The organism is Sutterella faecalis (assembly GCF_006337085.1).
Taxonomy (GTDB): domain Bacteria; phylum Pseudomonadota; class Gammaproteobacteria; order Burkholderiales; family Burkholderiaceae_F; genus Sutterella; species Sutterella faecalis.
This window is the reverse complement of record NZ_CP040882.1, coordinates 431,715-451,526: the sequence shown is the minus strand read 5'-3', so window position 1 is coordinate 451,526 and position 19,812 is coordinate 431,715. Positions and strand designations below refer to the sequence as shown.

Here is a 19,812-nt window from a genome sequence, read left to right as displayed (position 1 = left end):
ATGGAATGGCAAATTGTTTTTATTGTGTTAGATTTCCAGATATTTTTGGTAAGAGAGTGAAGTGCATTATGCAGCAAGAGAGAGTAAACTGGTCTTCATCTCATGAAATCTGTACATTTCAAATATATTGCATATCACTTCAATCAGTTTCTACGGATATAAAACGGGTATGGAATTGAACTTATGTTAAAGAGGTGAACTATGAACAATGGCATCATCCTGTCTATGCATTTTAATTGAATAACATCCTGAATGAACGATTGATGTCATTAATCGGAATTCTCTCCTGCTCCAGTCTTCCTTTTGTTTCGCACAGCATTTCGAGCAGCCTGAGCTCTTTTTCCGTGAGACAGTCCGGCATTCTTTTCACCTGGCTTGGTTCAGACACAGCAAGGTGCCGGAATTTCACGAATGTCTCCGCATCCATCATGACGCTTTCCGTCTGGGAATAAATCTTTCTAAGATCAGAGAGGATTGCGAGGCCGTGGGTATCAAGATCGCCGAAATAAAGAATCCGGCAATCCGCAAGCCATTCCGCTTCATCGAGTGCCGTTACGCCGTAGCCCATTCCGATCAATATCGGAATGTCGGGCGGTATATCGAGCGATAACCCCGTCTGTTCATTTTCAATGATGACGACCGTTTTCTTCTGGGGACGTGAGGCGGCAAGCCGATCGAGCGTCAGCTGAACGACGTCATTGGCATCGCCCCCGGTCCAGAAGGACGCATGGCGCACGCGCACGAAGAGCGGCTTTCTTCGAAGCCCGAGCGCTGTGAGGAAATCAACGTTGTCATTGAGCGTATCCTTTCCATCCAGTTCCTTTATTAATTGCCAGACACCGGAAATCAATGCCTGATGCTTTTCAAACCATTTGGTATCGACGCCTTCAACGGGTATTTCCCGAATGAAGAGACCGGAATCGGGATGCGCGAGAAGCCATTTGAGAAGCTCTGTGAAGCGCTTCAATTCATGGTCGTCGAATTCCATGGGCCAAAGCGCATTGGCATTGCGCAGAATTCGAATAAGACGCAGAAGAGGTCGTCCGCCTTCCTTTTCAATCGCTTCGTCCGTATGGAGTGTTTTGAATGGAATTCCAAATTCCATTGCAATGGATCTCACCCGATGTACAGCCGCTTTCCATGATTGGCCGTCAATGCTGTCAGGCTTCAATGCATCGCAGAGATCCGCAGCTTCCCGCACTTCCACCCAGGAGGGGAGTTCAACCGCAATGCCGAGCTTTCGCCACTGCGCTTTCTTCCAGCCGACGCTCCATCCGCGACGGCCTTCCACTCGCTTCCAGGATTGAATGAGTTCTTTCGTACGGGTGAGATTGACTGCGCCTTCCTTTTCATTCATCCGCCCGAGCGGTTTTTCAATGAGAACACTCCTCATCGTCGGACTCAAGAGCCCGAAGCTCACGTCATCACCAAGCCACTCCGGAAAGGAGCGGGAGAATGCGCGTTTGAGCGCGTCATCCATTTCCTGGGGCGTTTTGATTGCCATAGCGATCCGTCTGAATGGAATGGGATGCCTCCGGTGAGCCTTTATGCGAGGACTCGCCGGAGGGTCAAAGGAAGCGATCGGCAGTCAGAAGAGGCCCGGCAACGGCTCGGGCTTTGCTTCTTCCTTCTTCTCCCGCGCGGATTCCTTCGCGGCGGGCTTCTGCGGCTTTTGACTCACCGTCTTTACCTCATGCTTCTCAGGAACGACAGGCGCCGCGTTTTTAAAGTCGAGACGCCCCGTCTTGTCGTCATAGCTTACCGACAGGCCGCTCGAGTTCCGCCGGTCCTCCATAACGACGTAGAAGGCGCCGCCGATGTAGGGTTCGAGCGTCACGACGGACTTTTCCGGCGTCGCCACGATCATCTGGAAGCCGAAGCGGTTGAAGATGTTCATCGAAATGTCGGTGAATTCGCTGTCGGCCTTGTCGAAAGCTTCGTCGAGAATAACCGGCGCAAAGGCGGGAAGGCCATTATCGATGCTCCCCAGCTGATAGCGAAGGGCCGCCGCGAGGCACGTCGTCGTGAGCTTCTGGCGCTGACCGCCCGATTTGCCCGATCCCGAGAAATAGGTTTCGAGGATTTCGCCTTCGTCGTTCAATTCGCTCGCCGTGAAGGCTACGTGGCGGCGGACGTCGAGCACCGTGAGGCGCCAGAGGTCGGCCGCCTTTTCGGTCGTTTGTGCAGGATCGAGCTTCTTCACAAGCTCGGAAATGAGCTTGTAGCGCTTTTCAGCGTCCTCGTCCGAGAGTTCGCCTTCCCAGGCGCCCTGAATGAGTTCGCCCACCTGATGCCGGAAGTCCTCGACTTCCTTAAGCTTCAGGTCCTTCACTTCAATCCGCAGGTGCGAGTCGCCTTCGGCCAAGCGCGAGAAGGGCGCTGCCGCCAAGGATTCGTTCACGGTCTCCATTCGCTGGAGAATGTCCTGACGGGCCTGGCGCATCTCAAGGTTGAGGTCGGCAAAGTGCTGGAGCGACTGAGTTTCAAGAAGCTCGCGGAAGCGCTTCTCGTGGCGCGGGAGGCCGTCCGTCTCAATGCGCTCGAGCTTCTTGAAGAAATCGCCGGCAGATTCGAGCTTCGCATCGAGCGATTCGGTTTCCTTCGGCCACTTGAGGAGGAAGATCTCAAAGCGCGACGTGACGCCGGCTTCGGCTTCGGTCTTTCGATTCGAACATTCAATCTGGTCCTCGCCGATCAGGTCCTTCACCTTCGAATCGCGCGCATTGAGGTTTCTCAACGTCACCTCGGTTTTCCCGTTGTCAGTGGCACGCCGGTCGATGGAGTCGAGCTCTTCCTGGCCCGGCGTTTTCGCATTCCCGTCCTTCACCATCCTTTCGAGCTGGCTGAGCACGTTTGCATGCGCCGAAATGCGTTCCTCGGCGGCCTTGAGCTGCTGCCGGGCAATGCTTTCATTGGCGGAAGCCTTGCTTCGCGCTTCACGGAGCTTCGCGAGCTCGGTTTCAGCATCGCGAAGCTCCACCTTGAGGCGTTCGAGGTCGGGGGTCTTCCGTACGAATTCGTCGAGCTCCTCGTTCGCCGCCTGAAGTCTTTGGGCAGCGCTTTCCGCGTCGATTTCGTCCCAGTCGGTGTTGAGAAGCGCATTGGCGGCGGAAAGCCGCTGCTGAGCGGCTTTGGCCTCCGCTTCGATTTTCTGGATTTTCTTCTGGAGCGCCGTAATTTCGTCGCCCAGCCTCTGGGCTTCCTTTTCAAAGAGCGCGAGCTTTTCGAGGTTTGTGAAGCCCGTCACCCAGCGGCGGCGGTCGTCTACATCAATGCGGTCGTCCTTTTCATGGCGCTCCGCGTTGTGCTTCACCTGACCCGAGCGGGTTACCGCCTGGTCGGCACGGCGGAATTCGTCGAGATTATCCGCGCAGAGGTAGGAAAAGCGCTGAGCGCACTCGGCGGCGAGCCACGCGTCCCAGCGTCCTTCCTTGAAGTCGAGCTTAGAAGGGATGCTCCGCGGACGGAAAAAGCCGTCAAAGTCGCGCGACTGATTTCTCACGCGGTAGTAGACGATGCGGCCCCTCAGGCGCTTCGTTTCAAGGAGCTCCGTAAAGGCCGGGTAGAGCTTTTCGTCGACGAGAATCGAGAGCGCAAAGTTGTGGAGCACGCGCTCGATCGCGCCCTGCCAGCGGGATTCATCAGGCTTCACCTGAATGAGTTCGCCCACAAAGGGAAGCTCCTCTTCGGAAACATTGAGATCGGCAGCGAGCTCCGCACGGAGATCAAGGTTCTTCGACGGAATGTTTGACAGGCGCTCGCGCATCGAATGGATTTCCTGGACCGTCTCCTGAAAGACCTTCGAGCGGTCGCGCTCTTCGGAAACGAGCCCGTCGCGTTCGCGGGTGCGATTGGTGCCCGCCCGGTCCTCTTCCTCGAGATAGAGGTGAAGCGCATCGGTAAAGGCGAGCCACGCGTCGCTCGACTTGGGAAGATCCTTTTCAAGGGTCGAAGCATGACGAAGCGCCGATTTTTTATGCGCTTCGGCGCGCGCATATTCGGTCGTCAACTGCTTCACGCGGGCTTCGAGCTGCTGGACTGAGAAGCCGCCGGACTCATTGAGGCGCGTGCGGAGTTCGTCCGCACGCGTCTGCCCGTCGCTTTCCTTCTGCCCGGCAATCTGCACCGCGCGGAGGGCCTTCTCGAGCTCGCGCTGGAGCTTCGGGAGCTCTGCTTCCTCGAGACGCTTTTCCGTCATCGGCCGCCACCATTCCATGGCGTTCCTTTCAGATTCAAGAAACGCGATTCTGCTCAGGAGCGCCTCGCGCTCGTCCCAGAGCTTCCTCGCTTCCCGAAGGATGTCCCGCTGCTCGCGGGCTTCGACCACGGCCGAGTGGGCGTCCGAAAGATCGTGGAATTCCGTCGTGAGCTTCTCGGCCATCGCGAACGTGCGCGGTTCCTCAAGCATGAAGTTTCTGAGGAACGTGTTGAGGTCGCCCAGGTTCTTCGCTGACTGGGCCTTAGCGAGGAGCTTCAAGGCCGTCTTGTCGCGGATCCCGAAGCGGTCGCAGAAGGCGTCGCTGTAGGCGTTGAAGGTCGTAAAGCTCGTGAAGGGCGGGAGCCGGTCCTTGAGCCAGCGCCAGTCGAACTGGGATTTCGCGAACCCCGTGAAGTCGTCCGCATTGAAGCTGTAATTGCCGTCGATGATGAAGAACTGCTTGTTGACGGCAGCTTCCTCATTCGAACTCTTCCGGATGCAGGCGACGAGGAGGAGCGTCGTGTCGCCCGTGCGGCTTTCGCTGTCGAAAAGCGTGAGGGCGGCCGCCGAAAAGGTTGCGCCCGGGCGCAGATACTGCGTCTTCGCGCGCGGGGACCCCGTGCCTTCGAGTTCGGCCTGGGTCGACCAAGCGCCGCGGATGTAGGTGAGGAGGTTGCGGTCGCCTCGACGCTGCTCGCCCTCACGGGCGGCGGCGTTGTAGGAAGGGTAGGGGAAGAGGAGCGTGATCATCGCGTCAAGGAGCGTCGATTTCCCCGAGCCCGATGCGCCCACGAAAAGAAAGCCCTTTTCCGAAATGGGGATGTCGTGGATGTTGGAGAAGGTGCCGTTAGCTGGAATCCACCAATTTTACCGGGGTGGTTCCTTTGTTCAGCTCTCTGATCCCTGGACTGAGCGAATGGATCAGGGCTGTCAGCGCCGTAACGGTCAGCAGCTCCTGCTCAATTTCTTCCTCTGCCCCGCTTTGGGAACAAAGTCTGAAATGGCCCGGGCTGCCGCTCTAAAAGCGCTTGTATTTCCCGGCGTGCTTCCTGGCTGGCTGAAGAAGCGATCATTACGTGCGCTGCTCTCTCATCCATACGCACTCTCAGTTCCTCATGCCTGCTTCGGATCGCATGACCGCCGGGATTGACGGTTTCTTACTGCATGTCCGGCGGTTTTCCGGTCTTCAGTATTGTTTCTTCATTCATTTTGGTTTTCGGGTTCTGCTTAAAAACTTAGAGTCAGGCGCTTCACTTCGCAGCGCCAGCCTTCTTCACCTTCTTTCTGGATTTATGAGGATCCTCGAGCGGCTCCACGCCTCTTAAGCGGCAGCACTCCTCATACTCCCGGCGGGAAAGCTCCCAGGCCTGTTCCTTCGTCATCTTGCCGGGCCACGTTCCTCTTTCCACTCGGAGAAGCAAGGTAAGCGCTGCTGCATGGTCTGATTGGTAGACAGCACCACAGTGCCTGCACTTGAATTTGTCGCCATTTCTGTTCTCCCGGTGAGCCAGTAGGCATTCTGGGCATGTTTGACTCGAATAAGAACTCGCTACCTTCACAAGCTTCACCTGACGCTCGGCCGCCTTGAAGGCCAGCCGTTCGCCGATGATGCCCCGGACCCAGCCGGAAAGCAGGCGCTTCACGCGTTTAGGCCATTTTTTATCCTGAAGGAAATTCGCGCTCAGCTCCTCGACGATGTACGCGTCTGCTGGTGCCTTCTTGAATATTTCATTCAGAGCATGATTGATGCAGCATCGGATCTGAGACTTCATCCGGGCTTTGAGCGCTTCAAAACGATCGCTCCCCAGATTGAAGCGCAGGATGTTGCGGCGCTTTCGCTTGCTTGTCGTGTTCCGCGCAAGCGACAGCAGGCGATTCCTTGCCGTGAGTTTCCGATTGAGCGTCTCAGCAAACTTCGAGAGCAGCTCCCCGAGCTTTTTTCCGTAGTGATTCCCTTCATCGTCCGTGAAGACTTCTGTAAGGCCCATGTCGATCTCTGGACCACCCACGTTTGTCAAGCTCCAAGTACGGTAACGCGCGAGCTCAGGAGCGAAGCTGCGGGCAGTGAGTTAGTCGAGCGCCTTATAGCGGCAGCTGGCGGCATTGCTGGCCTGGTGCCTTCAGGCACTGAGCCTATTCCTGTCAAGCGGTCGTGGAATAGCGAGCACGGCCTTCAGGCCGAGCGGAGCATATGCCGCGTAAGCCGCTTTACAGGACCTCCGCCGATACAATGTCGCTATGTGCGAATGCGACAAGCGAAGCGCAGCCCGCATTCGGACTTAGCGACCCTACATCGGCTAATCCGTGTTATGTCATTTTGGTTGTTGCCGGCAGTATTCCAGTCCCAGTAATCACGCATCAACGAGAGAGGCCGCTTCCGTTAATCTCTCAGGCCTGTCGGCATGCTTGCATGCCATGGCCAAAATGAACTCATCAGAAGTCTTGTCCTTGCCAATAAAAAGCCACATGCATCAAGTGCAATTCGACATGAATAGCTGTCGGACAAGCCTTACAGAAAAGGGTTTCTCATTTCACGCGATTAGTTATGGAATTGCCGATGCCTCATGCTACAGCGGCAGCCTCATTGCTGGGTTGAACGGCCATCGCCGCCAGCACCGAGCGGGGGACGCCCGCTCTGTGGATGTCGAACTTTTTGCCGTAGGTGAGCACCGCCCATGCGATCCGGATGAGTTTCGCCGCCAGCGACACCATGATCTTGCCGTAGGGCTTCCTCACCGCCAGCTGCTTGTCAATCCACTTTGTGAGCTGGCAGTCGGGCAGCTGCCTCTTGCAGTACTGCATGTAGATGCAGGCCGCACCCTGCATCAGCAGGGATCTCAGCAATTTGTCGCCGCGGCGGCTGATTCGCCCCTGGCCCTTGCTGCTCAGGTCGGGAGCAGAGCTCTTCTTTTGTCTGGGCTTATTCACATGCCCCGTAATGTAATTTTTCGGCACGCATCCGATGTAGGCAACAAGCGAGCGTGACGTTTCAAACCGTTTTACATCGCCGACAACCGTAATGAAGCGGGCGGCGATCTGAGTGCCGACGCCCATGACGCTCTTCAGCAGCCTGCCGTTGGCATTGGCGCTGACCAGTGCTTCAAGGTCCTTGTCGAGCTGATGAATTTGATCATCGAGCGTCTTCACGCGGTCAAGCATCGTCGTCAGAGCAGAGACAGCTGCGTCGCCCATCATGTCTGCCTTAGCTTCCACGGCTTCACGCATCTTTTTGAGATTGCGCCTGCCGGCAGGCATGTGGATTCCCCAGGTCTGGGCAAAGCCCTTGAAGCTGACGAGCGTCTTCGTACGTTGTCCGATCAGCTGCTGACGCACGCCCTGCACCGTCATAATGCGGCATTCTTCGAGAGATTTCGCGCGAATAGGCCGAAGATCCGGATCGGCCGTCAGCCGGGCAAGCGCGAGCGCATCGTTGATGTCGGTTTTCTGGCCCGACATATGCGTGTCGATCCACATCTTGACGACTTTGCCGTTGATAACGCGCATCTCATGGCCGCGAGCCTCGAGCTCAAGGGCAAGCTGCGAGTAGCCGCAGCACGGTTCAACTGCAAACAGCGTCGGGGAGAGCTTGTCGGCAAGCTCATAGAGCTCAGCATAAGTCACGCGGTCGATACAAATAATTTCTCCCTCGTTGAGCGTCACCGCTGCCAAGGAAACGTCGTATTTGGCAAGGTCCAGCCCGATCGCGGAATATTTGATGGAAACATCAAGCGTCGTTTGCGTATGCTTCTTTGTCATGGCATGGCCTCCTGCGGTATTAGAGGTAGATACACCTATTGTCGCGCCCATTCGCTCGAACGGGTTCGATGCAGTGGGTGGTCCATGTCATTAAGCCCGGGAGTAGTAATTTTCCTCGGGAACGGCCGGCACATTCTGAAGCGCCTTCTTTTTCAGAGGCTCCATGACATGGAACTCAAGCTTCCCGTCCTTCCTGAAAAGAAGGTGAATGACGCTTCCCACCTTGCCGATGCCCTTGAGTTCAACGCGGATGCGCTTCCCCTTCGTCATGCTCGTCAGGTAGACGCACTCGATGCCGTTTTCGTTCTGCACCTTGTAGCAGGACTGGTCGAACCAGACGTTGACGGACCGGCCAGGGCTTGGGAAACTGCCCAAGGCTCTCCTTACCGTTCGGCGGATCCTCAGGCAGAGTTTCGGCAGGTCGCGGATTTCCTCCATTCGGAACTTTTCAAAGTGCGGATTCCTGCCGTCGAGAAGCTCGAAGAATTCCGGGCGCAGCTTCGAAAGCATCATGTTGATGTAGAAGCGCTCCACATCATTGAGGTCCTTCGTCCACTCTTTGGCGAAAATCATGGATCGGGCGTTCGCCTGCGCCAGACGCCAGTAGTTCGAGACGACGATCGCCGCCGACTGCAGCGCCATCTTCCAGTGTCTTGCCTGCAGGCCGAAATGCTTTGCCTGCACGTCAACGCCCGCATTCTTATCCATGCGGTCTTTCTTCACGATGGCGTCGCGAATCTTGCGGTAGCCCGTGCCGTAGCAGTTCCTGCGATGCTCCCGCATGCGAAGGAGCTGAATGAAACGGGTGCGTTCCCTGCCGAACGCGCGGCGGAGTTTGTCGAGCTCCTCGCGCTCAAAGCTCCCGAGCTTCTCAACATCGATCAGTCGAATGATGGTGCGCACGGAGTTTTCACTGTTGTCGACCTCAAGCGCTTCAATGCGGTCGCTGTCGATGATGTGGGGATCAGGATCGGATGGACGGAGTGGATCGAGGTGCATGGGGAAATCATGTAGAATGCGAAAACTTTCCCCACATATTGCACACAGCATACGTCAATCTGTGTCGCACCGAAGCACGAAATCCTTAAATAGAAGTTAATTTATTGATATTTAAGGAAATAAATTTTTATCCCATCGCTTGCAAATTACGCGGTGAGCCTTTGCGTCTTCCCCGCCGCCCGTAGAGACGGGCGCAGAAAACCGTCATGAGCGTCACCACATCCCGGGCGAGCTCTGCTTCAAAGGACACGGGCGTCACGGCTTCAACGACGAGAAATTCCGTATTCACCCGACCGCAGAGAAAGCGAACAAGGGGCACACCGAATCGCAGAAGGCGGTCTTCGTGGAGAACCAGCAGCTTCTCAATGCGGTTGTCGAGAAGCATCCGCAGGAGTCTGCGCAGACCGGGCTTTCTGCAGTTGAGGTCGGAACCGATGTCGGAAATCACTTCGTCGCATCCCGCCTCACGCAGGCGATCAGCCTGCCGCAGCAAGTCCGACTTCTGGTCGTGCGAGGAAACTCGGGCATAACCGACAATCTTTCGCCCGGCCGTTTCCGATGACTGAACTGCAGGCTCTCTGAATCTTCGATGACCGCCGAAGTTTCGACCTTCTGCCTGAATAAAGCCTTTCTCCACCCAGCGTCTGATAGTACTCGGCGAAACGCCGTAATGTCGGGCAATGACTCCAATCGAACAAAGCGTCATTTTTACTCCTCCTATTCTGCGCGTTATGGGAGGTTTGATAACATTTTATTCGACTAGCAAATGCCCCAGTTGAAGACCTGAAGCCGCTTGATCCTCCACTGCACGAGGCCGCCGATTGTGTTCTCAAGCATCAGTTCGTCTCCTCATTGCCGTCGTTCGCATCGTCCTCATCCGCGTCGGACTCTTCCTCTTCGTCGCTCTCGCCGCCGAAGGGGGATTCGTCGAGCGCTACGCCCTGAGGCACTGCCGCGCCCGCACCGATCCCGTTCTTCAGAACTTCATAGCGCTTCATGATTTCTTCAGCCTCTTCGGGCGTTTTGGCGTCTTCGAGAATGCGCCGGAGGTAGGCGTTCTTCAGCTCATCAATCGCCGCCGTGGGGAAGAGGAGCGGGAGGACGGGCGAAATTTCCATGGCGTCGCCCGATTTGAGCGTGAGGAGAATCCTTCTTTCCGTGAGGCGCCTCACGATCGCCTTGAAGTGCTGCTGGAAAATGCGGTCTTTGGTGCCGGCGGACCGGTCGAAAAGCCGGAGCATTTCCGCAACGTCGGCGCTCGTGACCACCGCGCGCTCGCCGTTCGCGCGGGCACGCATGAGCTGGTCCCTGAGTTCAAGGAGCACCGCCGAATCGAGGAACCTGAGGCGCACGGTATTGAGAAGCGACGGAGCATCATGGTCGCCGAGATCAGGCTTCCGGCAGAAGGCGACCCCGAGCTCGTCGTCGACCAGGAGATCCAGATAAAGGTCGGAGAGCCGCGAGCGGATGAGTTTCTCCCTTACCTTGAGTTCCTGCCAGAGGCGTTCGCTTCTCGAGCGCTCGAAGTAGGGGCCTTTCAACAGGTGCACGAGCACCTGGCGCGTAAGGGCCGGGAGCGTTCCGGTGTCGCCCGCGTAGAGTTCGCGGTCGGCTTCTTCGGAGTCTCCCTCAAAGGCGCTTTCCCGCGATGGGTCGGCTTCCATCGGTTCCTGAAGTGCGTCAGGCATTTCGGCGGGATCTTTATCCATTTCTGTCACTTGACTTTCTCGGTGGGGTGTTCAAATTCTTCCTGTTAGGGCTTCTTTCAGCGCCAGCGGTGGGATTCGCGCATTTTCTCAACGCTCTCGAGCGTGAACCAATAGAGCGGAATCCGCGCATGGCGTTCATTCTGAAGGCGGTCCTTCCAGACGAGCGGCTCGTCAACGGCGGGGAGTGCCAGAGGAACACGGAACTTCGGGTCCGACATGTCGACTTCGGGGCTTTTCATTTTGTCCTTGGCGGACGAAAAGCGCAGCGCCGGCATCCCGGGGCCGCCCGGTTCGCCGTAGCGCGTTGCGAGCGACAGAAGTCCGACGACGGACCCAAGTCCCTGCTGATTGGCGAGCGACCGGTAGATGTCGCCGATCGACGCGCGCTACGGGGCGCCGGGGGCCGTGAGCACGGCTTCCACGGCGCGCATGAGCTGCGGGTAGTCGATTTCGGAAGCAAGAATGCGCTCGAAAATGGCAAAGGCATCCACCTCGGGCGCGGCGCCGAAGGCGATTTCCGAATCCATCCGCGTCTCTTCCGGGTCGTCGAGCGAATACTGGTCGATCGAGCGGATTACGGCGGAAGAGAGCGTCACCTCCATGAAGCCTTCCTTGATGCCGACGGTCTTTGAGAGATCGAGCGCGGTGCGCCGGGCGTCGCGGATGAGGGTTGTGAGGCGCCTTTCTTCCACGTAGTCGCGCGAGCTCACAAAATCGCGAAGCGATTTGGCGAGCTGCGTCATCACGGCGTGCGTGTGGCCCGCCCGGTCGAGCAGCATGCGCTGGAGGGTCGAAAGCCGCCGGCGCTCCTCGCGCGTGAGTTTTCTGTAGAACCCGCGCGTGGCGATGCGGGTGAGGGCGCTCTCGAGCTCAGCATTGGCGCGGTTGTCCATCAGAAGCCGGTAGAAGGCCGTGAAGGCGCGGCCGGCGTCGCTTTCCGAAATTCCGTCGACGCCGGCGAAGAAGCGGTCGAGAATCGAGCCGCGGGAGGCCGATGACTTGAGAATCCGTTCGCGCAGATCCCGGTTCAGCCTCTCGAACTCCTCGCGCACGCGCCGGAAGTCGGCTTCGAGCTCGCTGACGAGGTCGAAGATCTCGCTCACGCGATCAAGCGCCGCCTGCTCGGAAATGGAGGGACTGCGTCCGGCTTCAATGGCGGCGATTTCCTCGTCGATGCGTTCTTTTTCAGCCTTCAGCTGAGCAATGCGCCCGGCTTTCGATCGGTCTGAGTCGGCCGCGAGGCGCTCAATCGCATGCGTCACCATCTCGAGGCGGCTCTCCGTCGGCCCGGTGCGCTTCGTCTGAAAGCGCGAAAGCGTGCGGATTGCTTCCTGACCGGCGCTCGTGAGTTCGTAGGTCTCTTCGCTCCGTCCTTCCGCTAGGCGGCAGACGAGATAGCCTTCCTTCACCCAGCGGCTTGCAAGCGCCCGGGCTTCATCGCGGGAAATCGTTTCCTGGGCGCCTTCGGCATAGGCGTGAATAAGACGCTCGAGAAAGACGGAGGCCGGGAGCTCGCGTTCGTTGTCAAAGAGGAGCGTCTGCAGGATGGCAATCGACTGCGGGCCTGTGTCGGCGGCAAGAAGCCGCCAGATCGGGCTCTGCCGGAGCTCGCGGTAGTTTTCGATCAGCGTTCGGATGGACATGCTTCTTCGGGAAAAAGTGAATGCCGTTAGGCTGCGGCAGCCGGTGGAACCGGCGCCGCGGGCTTTGCGACGTCAATCCAGGTGCAGCTGCCCACGGCCTTCTCGAGTTCTGCGGGCGAGAGCTCCACGCCGCTCGCTTCGTCGCCGCAGGCGGGCCAGACGGTTTCATAAGCCTTCAATGATTCATCGAGATAGACGGGAACGCCCGATTTGATTCCGAAAGGACAGACGCCTCCGGGCGCATGTCCGATGAGGGATTCCACGAGGTCGCGGGAAATGAAGTGCGGCGTCGCATGAAAGATGCGCTTGAATTTTCGACCGTCAAGCTTCATGTCGCCTGCTGCAACGATGAGGAGAGGTCCCTCGGGACCGGCAATCGCCATGGTTTTGGCAATTCGCGCGGGTATGACGCCGATTTCGCGTGCGGCGAGCTCTACCGTGGCGCTCGAACCGGAAAAGCGGTGAATGCGGTCGGCAAATCCGCGCTTCGAGAGCCAGGCGGAGGCTGCTTCAAAAGACAATTTCGAACACTCCGGGAGAAGGAAATTCTTAAAAGCCTTATTCTACCGATTCAGACTTTGATTCTCATGGCCGGGAAGCGGCATAAACACTTCAAAACGGGATGACGCATATCGAGAGACTTTTCCGGTCTTCTTAAGATCATGGGTCGATCCGCGCTATCATGCTCGTCTTCTCCCGAGGCATCGGACTCAATTCCATTCCGATTCCCGACCAGACATTTTCAATTGCCCATTTTCGAAGGTTTCCCCGTGAAAATTCTCATCCTTCCCGACAGCTTCAAGGGTTCGCTCACCTCGAGTCAGGCGGCCGCGCAGATTGAGAGCGCCGCCAGGAAAGTGTTTCCCGAAGCGCAGATTGAGTCTTTCCCTATTGCGGACGGCGGGGAGGGGACCCTCGAGATGGTGCAGAAGGCCGCGGGCGGTGCATTCCTTCCGATTGAAGTGATGGGCCCCTGCGGACAGCGCGTGCGTTCGCGCTACCTCTCGATCGGCGAGACGGCCATCGTGGAGCTCGCCGAAGCCGCCGGACTTGGGCTCCGGCTCCCCGGCTTCAGCCCCATGAAGACCACGACGATCGGCTTGGGTCAGATCATTGCGGAGGCGCTCCATGTCGGTCATCGCCGCATCGTGATCGCGCTCGGGGGAAGCGCCACGACGGATTGCGGCTGCGGCATGGCGGCCGCCCTCGGAACGCAGTTTCTCGATGAAGCCGGAAGGCCATTCCTTCCGACCGGCGCGACGCTTTCCATGGTCCGGGGGATACGCCTCAACGGCTTCTTCTTCGGCAAAAATGCCCCGGGCATTGAAGCGCTTTGCGACGTCGACAATCCCCTTTACGGCCCCCAGGGCGCGGCATGTGTTTTCGGGCCTCAGAAGGGCGCAACGCCTGAGGAAGTGAAGGTGCTCGACGCCGGCCTCAAGAACATTGCCGACCTTTTCCAGAAGCGCGCAGCGAAGTTGAACACCCTGAAGGGTGCGGGCGCCGCGGGCGGAACCGGTGCAGGCGTGGCGGCATTTTTGAACGGCCGCCTCCTTTCCGGCATCGACGCGCTCCTTGACCTCATGAAGTTTGAGGAGGCGGCAAAGACCGCCGACCTCATCATCACGGGCGAAGGAGCCGTCGACGCGCAGACGAAGGGCGGCAAGGTCGCGGCCGGGATTGCCCGGCGCGCGGGCGGAAAGCCCGTGGTGCTCTTTACGGGCGCCAATATGCTGGGTGAAAAGGAACTCAACGCCCTTTACGAGCTCGGCATCACCGCCGTCCTCCCCATTCTTCAGAAGCCCACCACGCTCGGCGAAGCCATGGCCGATGCCAAAACGAATCTTCATCTTGCGGCGCTTAACTTCTTCCGTGCGCAGCAGATGCTCGGGCTCGGCGCGCGCTGAAGCGCTCCATACCCCGAGGCAGAATTTGCTTGAGACGGCCGCCTGCTTCTTCATCGCCAGAGACGATGGAGATCAGGCGGTTTTCTTTTCTCCGCGTTTTGAGATGAAAAGGCAATTCCTCAGCAGAATTGAGATATCCGGGTAATCCCTCTCTCCCTAGAATTCCCGTCAGTTCCTTCAGACAGGAATCGACTTTGGAGACCCTAGAAATGCAAGATTTTGACCTTTATCTTCCGACCCACATCGTTTTCGGCAAGGGCCGCGTCAACGAATTAGGGAAGCTCGTCGCCGGGAAAGGCGAGCGCGTTCTCATCACCTACGGCGGCGGGAGCGTTGTAAAGAGCGGACTTCTCGATGCCGTGAAGGCGCAGCTCTCGGACTTCACCGTTTTCGAGTTCGGCGGCATCGAGCCCAACCCGAAGATCGGAACGCTGAAGAAAGCCATTGAGCTCTGCCGCCGCGAAAAGATCGACTTCATCGTGGCGGTGGGCGGCGGAAGCGTCATCGACGGCACGAAGTGCATTTCGGCCGGCACCTTCTATGAAGGCGATGCGTGGGATCTCATGTACGACTCTTCGAAGATCGGACGCACGCTTCCCTTCTATGCCGTTCTGACGCTTGCCGCTACCGGGAGCGAATACGACAATTCGGGCGTCATCTCGAACCCGGATACCGATGAGAAGCTCTTCCTTGCGGCGCCCAATCTTTTCCCGGCCGCGTCCATCATGGACCCGACCTATACCTTCACGGTTCCGGCGTGGCATACCGCGGCAGGTGCGGCGGACATCATGTCCCACACGTTCGAGCAGTATTTCGTGAAGGAAGGGAATGAGCTCACCGACGGCATGTGCGAAGCGATGCTCCGCACCGTGATCAAATATGCGCCCGAGGCAATCCGCCATCCCGACGACTACGAGGCGAGGGCTCAGCTCATGATGGCGAGCTCCTTCGGCTGCTGCGGCATTCTCTCGATCGGCCGCTCGGGCTCCGCCTGGCCCTGCCACGGGATTGAGCATGAAATTTCGGCCTACACGGACATTACGCACGGCGCGGGCCTTGCCATCATTACCCCGCACTGGATGCGCTGGAGCCTTACGCCCGAGACCGCTCCCCGCTTTGCTCAGTACGGCGTCCGCGTCTGGGGGCTGGATCCGGCTGGCGACCCCATGGAAACCGCTAAGAAGGCGATCGACCTCACGGCGGACTTCTTCAGGTCGATCGGACTTCCCGCGAAGCTTTCCGACCTCCAGGTGACGGACGAACACTTTGAAGCCATGGCCGACCATGTGCTCAAGCACTGGTTCCCGCTCGAAGGCGCCTTCCGTCCGCTCGACAAGGAAGGCATTCTCGCCATTCTCCGTGCGTCGCTTTGATCCCTAGAGTTTCTGTTGACGCCATTCAAGCCCGCCGGCGGCAGTCATCTTTCGGATGGCTTCCCGCCCGCGGGCTTTTGTTTTTTGAGGAGGCGGTAAGATATCCATCGTTAAAAACGAGAATCAATTGCATTCTTCTCCAGATCAGATGAGGCAAAAGCGTCATGGCGCTCATTCAAATTCCGCTCAACGATGTGTTCCGTTCCTTCAACGACGGCGGCCTGGTGCTTTTCGGCGCGGGCTCTGAGGGGAAGTTCGATTTCATGCCCTGCGGCTGGTGCACGCCCTGGGGGCTCGACCGGGTGCTTTTCACGGCGGGCCCCAATCATTACACCCGCGGGCTCGCGGAAGCGTCGGATCGTTTTCTTCTTGCGACGCCCACGGCCGGGATGGCTGAAACCGTTTTCAAGCTCGGGACGACGACGATGCACGAGGATCCGGAGAAGCTTTCGCATGCGGGTCTCGAGTTTCTTTCCGGCGAGAGGGAGCTGCCTTTCCCTGCCGGCTGCAGCGCATGGGTGATTTTCAGACGCGTTAAAGAAGGGCTTCCTCAGTTTCCCAATGCGCTCCTTTTCGGCGTCGCCGAAGAGGCATGGGTGGATGGGGACCTCTGGCATGAGGGAAGACCATTGCCGGAAGAGGAGCTGCCGCTTGAGAAGCGGCGTCTTCGCTATGAAGCGGGCGGTGCGTGGTATGCCTCAAAGGGCCGCGAAAGGGTGCTTCAGGGCGCCCAGGGCGGCAGAACGGGCTGACGCTTCAGGACTTTTTGTCAGCCTTTTTCTTATGGGGTGTAAGGCTGCAATGCTTTGTCTTATTTGCCATGCTCATTGAGCATAGATAGATATAAAATATAAGTATTCGCTATTTTCATGAGGCTTCCTTAAACTGCTTTGTCAATACGGAAGAGCCCGCGATTCCATCGCGCTGAGGCTCGCAATTGCTCTCTGTTTTGGGAAGAATCATCATGAAGAAAGTACTGGCTGCCGGTCTTGCGGTTGGAATCGCCGCGGCGAGCTCTGTCTCTGCTGCCGCAACTATTGACGGAAGTGCTGCTGCAAGCGACGCTGGTCTCAAGCTCGCAACGACCTGGGACAAGACCTTCGCTCAGAGCGACAAGGTCGAGCACCGCAAAATCACCTTCAAAAACCGCTACGGCATCACGCTCGCCGCGGATCTCTATAAGCCTAAGGATGCCAAAGGCAAGCTCCCTGCAATAGCCGTGAGCGGTCCTTTCGGCGCCGTGAAGGAGCAGGCCTCGGGCCTCTACGCGCAGACCATGGCGGAGCGCGGCTTCCTGACGATTGCCTTTGATCCGTCCTATACCGGCGAAAGCGGCGGCGAGCCGAGGAATGTCGCGTCGCCAGACATCAATACGGAAGACTTCAGCGCCGCCGTGGATTACCTCTCGACTTCGCCCGAAGTCAACCCGGACCATATCGGTCTCATCGGCATCTGCGGATTCGGAGGAATGGCGGTGAATGCCGCGTCGATGGATACGCGCATCAAGGCGACTGTAGCCTCGACCATGTACGACATGAGCCGCGTCAACGCCCGCGGCTACTTCGACGCCATGGATGCGGATGCCCGCTACGCCTTGCGCGAAAAGCTGAATGAACAGCGCACGAAGGACTATGCCTCCGGGACCTATGCGCCGGCTCCCGGCCTCCCGGAGAAATTGAAGGGCGACGAGCCGCAGTTCGTGAAGGACTACTGGGAGTACTACAAGACGCCGAGAGGCTTCCATGCGCGCTCCATCAACTCCAACGGCGCCTGGAACATGACCTCGCCGCTCTCCTTCATGACGATGCCGCTCCTCACGTACGCGAGCGAAATCCGAAGCGCGGTTCTCCTTATTCACGGCGAGAAGGCCCATTCGCGGTATTTCAGCGAAGATACCTTTAATCAGCTGAAGGGCGACAACAAGGAGCTTCTCATCATCCCGGGCGCGAACCACACCGATCTCTACGACAAGACGGATGTCATCCCGTTTGACAAGATTGAGGACTTTATGAAGAAGAACCTTTGATGAATGAGCGGAGTTAGGCCGCTTGTTCTTCAGTTATCCCAGAAGCCCCGGGTTGCGATTGAACCGCCCGGGGCTTTTTCTCTCCCAAACTCCCGTGGGCTAGCACCAAAAGTAGTGCTTCCCCGCGGGAGGGGTGACGCCGATCTGCTCATAGACCTGAGTCTGCCGCCTGGTCAGCAGATCCACCCTCCATTCACGGCCGTTCCCCACACGCACAGCCACTACCGGCTCAATAGCTGCCAGAAGCTTGTTCAATGAGTTCCCAGGCAGAACAGCCTGCTTCTTTCGAGCCTGCATGGCTACCTGTCTATAGATTGACTGGGCCAGTTCATAAACGAACAGCTTGCCCTCAAAGGCAGTCTGCGTTGCCATCAGGCGGCGCGCATCTTCCTCGACCTTCAGCTCCCGGAAGGTGCGTTCGATGTTGTTGCGGTCCGAGTAGATCGTAAACACTTGAGCCGCAGACAAATACCGATCTGTTCGGATGGCAAGGCACCCTTCAAACTCGGTCTTCCGAGTCATGACCTGCGCCTTGCGGTAGTAAACCTTATGACCCTTATCGGATTCCTTCTCTCCGATGCAATTGGCCGTACGCTGAGCCAGACGGGGGTCCAGCTTCCTGCCCGAATTCAGAACCTTGAGCGCATCCTCGACATCCTTGGCAAGGCGTCGCGCGGCGAAACTATTGGTCAGAGGGTTGTAATAGAGGTAAATGAAGACTTTGCGCTGAATAGGCTTCACCCCCGGTAAATTTTCCGTCCAGGCTTCAGCCTCCGAGGGGCTGAGAGCCATTTCAACAAATCCCGTGTCGCCGTTCATGTAGCCGTTCTGCGTGAGCAGATCCCTGTGCTGGCGGAACAGCTTCTTGACGGAGTCTTCAACGATGGGAATGCCCTGGACGAATCCAATGTGATGATCAAGCAGGAACTGCGTGGCAAACGGATTCCTGAAGCCGCGATCCGTAACAAACGTCACAAAGGACAGATCGAAGCCGGCGGAAATCATGTGCTTCAGAATGGGGACAAACGCCTTTGAGTCATTGATGGATCCCCAGTAGCTGTAAGCGAAGATGGCTTCGCCCGTTTCCTCATCGCACAGAAGCATCAGATTGACCTGCTTGAGCTCCGGGTTCTGCTTGGCGTGGCCGTACTCCGCTTGATCGATGGTTGTGGAATATGTACTGATGCCTGTGCTGTCGAAGGCGACGAGGAACGGCTGCTGAGGCTCTCCGGCGTCTTCGCCGGAGCTGGTCTGCGCTCGCTGGCGAGCAAAGAACCTCTCGCGCGCAGCGTCATAGCGCGTCTTGAAAAAGGCGTTGATTTTGCTCTGATCAATTCGGCTGAGAAGCTCTGAAATCCTCTGCCCGGAAACAGGCTGCAGTCGAGGAAGCCCTGTGGCAGCGGCCCAATCCTCAAATCGATCCATGGCAGGTCCCTGGTCGAAGACATAGACGGCCAACTGAGCAAGAAGCAGTCCGTCATCCGCGCCGAAAATGCCCACAAGGGCATCGAGCATGCCGCAGTTGAGCAGCGTCATCCATGCAGCCCAGGGCTTGCCGATGCGGAGATAACGGCGCGCCTGACGCATTTCCTCAAGCGGATCCGGTTCCAGTTCCTCGCCGGAAGCCAGCAGCTGCGCCTTTGCGGCGGCTTCCTCCGCGTCTTTCTGCTGCTGCGCCTCCAGCTCATCCCATTCCTGCTGAGCATTTGGATTGGCAGAAAGATACTCAGATCGCGAGAGTAGCTGACCTTCCCAAAAGAAGAGTTCGGGCTGTGTGAATTGGGGAAATCTTTTGCGGAACCTGGGGGACACGGTGATCTCATTGGTTGGCTGAATGCGGCCGACCATCTGACGCCCCGTCACGCGGGCCTGCTTCTTCTCCTTGTCCCAATGATTAGTCTCAGCCACGACGTACTGATAGCCGGACCGGCGATTGGTTCTCAGGAAAACATGCCACTTTTCAGTCTCCCCATCCTTCTGCACGGAGAAACCGGTGAGTTGTTTTTTGTTACCGCTTTTCATAGCACCAACTCTAAAATAGAGTAGAGCTATTATACTGCCAAAATAAATCCCGCGTTTTCATTTTTTATAGAAAACACGGGATTAAAAAGAAAGTTTTGGCACCTTTTAACTTGAGTCAATACCCGATGGTGCTAGAGGCCGGGAGTTTGGGTTCTCTGTCGATGGAAGCTGAGCAGCAA

Annotated in this window: 15 protein-coding genes; 4 read left to right on the top strand and 11 right to left on the bottom strand. The window is 57.6% G+C overall.

Translation table 11 applies throughout. From position 1 onward, the window contains the following. Window positions 1–232: 232 nt before the first annotated feature. The 10 genes from FG381_RS01770 to FG381_RS01725 form a co-directional block, all read right to left on the bottom strand. Window positions 233–1,504, bottom strand: coding sequence for a Wadjet anti-phage system protein JetD domain-containing protein (locus tag FG381_RS01770; protein ID WP_139687259.1), 1,272 nt, complete (start codon window positions 1,502–1,504; stop codon window positions 233–235). Between the two features lie 84 nt (window positions 1,505–1,588). Continuing rightward, on the bottom strand, window positions 1,589–5,056 hold the full coding sequence (locus tag FG381_RS01765; RefSeq protein WP_265575146.1) for an ATP-binding protein: 3,468 nt from the start codon (window positions 5,054–5,056) through the stop codon (window positions 1,589–1,591). Between the two features lie 392 nt (window positions 5,057–5,448). Beyond that, entirely contained in the window at window positions 5,449–6,207 is a 759-nt protein-coding gene (locus tag FG381_RS01760) for a zinc ribbon domain-containing protein (RefSeq protein ID WP_139687257.1), read from the bottom strand. A gap of 553 nt (window positions 6,208–6,760) precedes the next feature. After that, the gene (locus FG381_RS01755) at window positions 6,761–7,954 is read right to left on the bottom strand and encodes an IS110 family RNA-guided transposase (RefSeq protein ID WP_139687256.1); all 1,194 of its coding nucleotides are present in this window, start codon (window positions 7,952–7,954) and stop codon (window positions 6,761–6,763) included. Between the two features lie 90 nt (window positions 7,955–8,044). After that, window positions 8,045–8,953 carry a hypothetical protein gene (locus tag FG381_RS01750; RefSeq protein ID WP_139687255.1) on the bottom strand — a complete coding sequence of 303 codons (909 nt, stop codon included), beginning with the start codon at window positions 8,951–8,953 and terminating at the stop codon, window positions 8,045–8,047. Window positions 8,954–9,080: 127 nt separating this feature from the next. After that, window positions 9,081–9,659: an IS607 family transposase gene (locus tag FG381_RS01745; RefSeq protein ID WP_139687254.1), complete on the bottom strand. Its 579-nt coding sequence runs from the start codon at window positions 9,657–9,659 to the stop codon at window positions 9,081–9,083. Between the two features lie 130 nt (window positions 9,660–9,789). After that, on the bottom strand, window positions 9,790–10,641 hold the full coding sequence (locus tag FG381_RS01740; protein ID WP_165697797.1) for a DUF4194 domain-containing protein: 852 nt from the start codon (window positions 10,639–10,641) through the stop codon (window positions 9,790–9,792). A gap of 77 nt (window positions 10,642–10,718) precedes the next feature. Further along, window positions 10,719–10,901 carry a hypothetical protein gene (locus FG381_RS01735; RefSeq protein WP_139687252.1) on the bottom strand — a complete coding sequence of 61 codons (183 nt, stop codon included), beginning with the start codon at window positions 10,899–10,901 and terminating at the stop codon, window positions 10,719–10,721. Window positions 10,902–11,048: 147 nt separating this feature from the next. Then, entirely contained in the window at window positions 11,049–12,305 is a 1,257-nt protein-coding gene (locus FG381_RS01730) for a DUF3375 domain-containing protein (protein WP_139687251.1), read from the bottom strand. A gap of 26 nt (window positions 12,306–12,331) precedes the next feature. Continuing rightward, complete coding sequence (locus FG381_RS01725; protein ID WP_139687250.1) at window positions 12,332–12,826, bottom strand: YbaK/EbsC family protein; 495 nt, start codon at window positions 12,824–12,826, stop codon at window positions 12,332–12,334. Window positions 12,827–13,075: 249 nt separating this feature from the next. Between FG381_RS01725 and FG381_RS01720 the strand changes: the two genes are divergently transcribed. The 4 genes from FG381_RS01720 to FG381_RS01705 all read left to right on the top strand — a co-directional run bounded on the left by FG381_RS01720 (window position 13,076) and on the right by FG381_RS01705 (window position 17,611). After that, entirely contained in the window at window positions 13,076–14,212 is a 1,137-nt protein-coding gene (locus FG381_RS01720; protein WP_139687249.1) for a glycerate kinase, read from the top strand. Between the two features lie 209 nt (window positions 14,213–14,421). Then, window positions 14,422–15,585, top strand: a complete 1,164-nt coding sequence (locus tag FG381_RS01715; RefSeq protein ID WP_139687248.1) for an iron-containing alcohol dehydrogenase — start codon at window positions 14,422–14,424, stop codon at window positions 15,583–15,585. 164 nt (window positions 15,586–15,749) lie between these two features. Then, window positions 15,750–16,337, top strand: a complete 588-nt coding sequence (locus FG381_RS01710; RefSeq protein ID WP_139687247.1) for a flavin reductase family protein — start codon at window positions 15,750–15,752, stop codon at window positions 16,335–16,337. A 212-nt stretch (window positions 16,338–16,549) separates the two neighbouring features. Beyond that, a complete protein-coding gene (locus tag FG381_RS01705; protein WP_139687246.1) occupies window positions 16,550–17,611 on the top strand; it encodes an alpha/beta hydrolase in 1,062 nt (353 codons plus the stop codon). A gap of 99 nt (window positions 17,612–17,710) precedes the next feature. Here the strand turns inward: FG381_RS01705 and FG381_RS01700 are convergent, their stop codons facing one another. Continuing rightward, window positions 17,711–19,633, bottom strand: coding sequence for an IS1634 family transposase (locus FG381_RS01700; protein ID WP_139687245.1), 1,923 nt, complete (start codon window positions 19,631–19,633; stop codon window positions 17,711–17,713). Window positions 19,634–19,812: the final 179 nt, after the last annotated feature.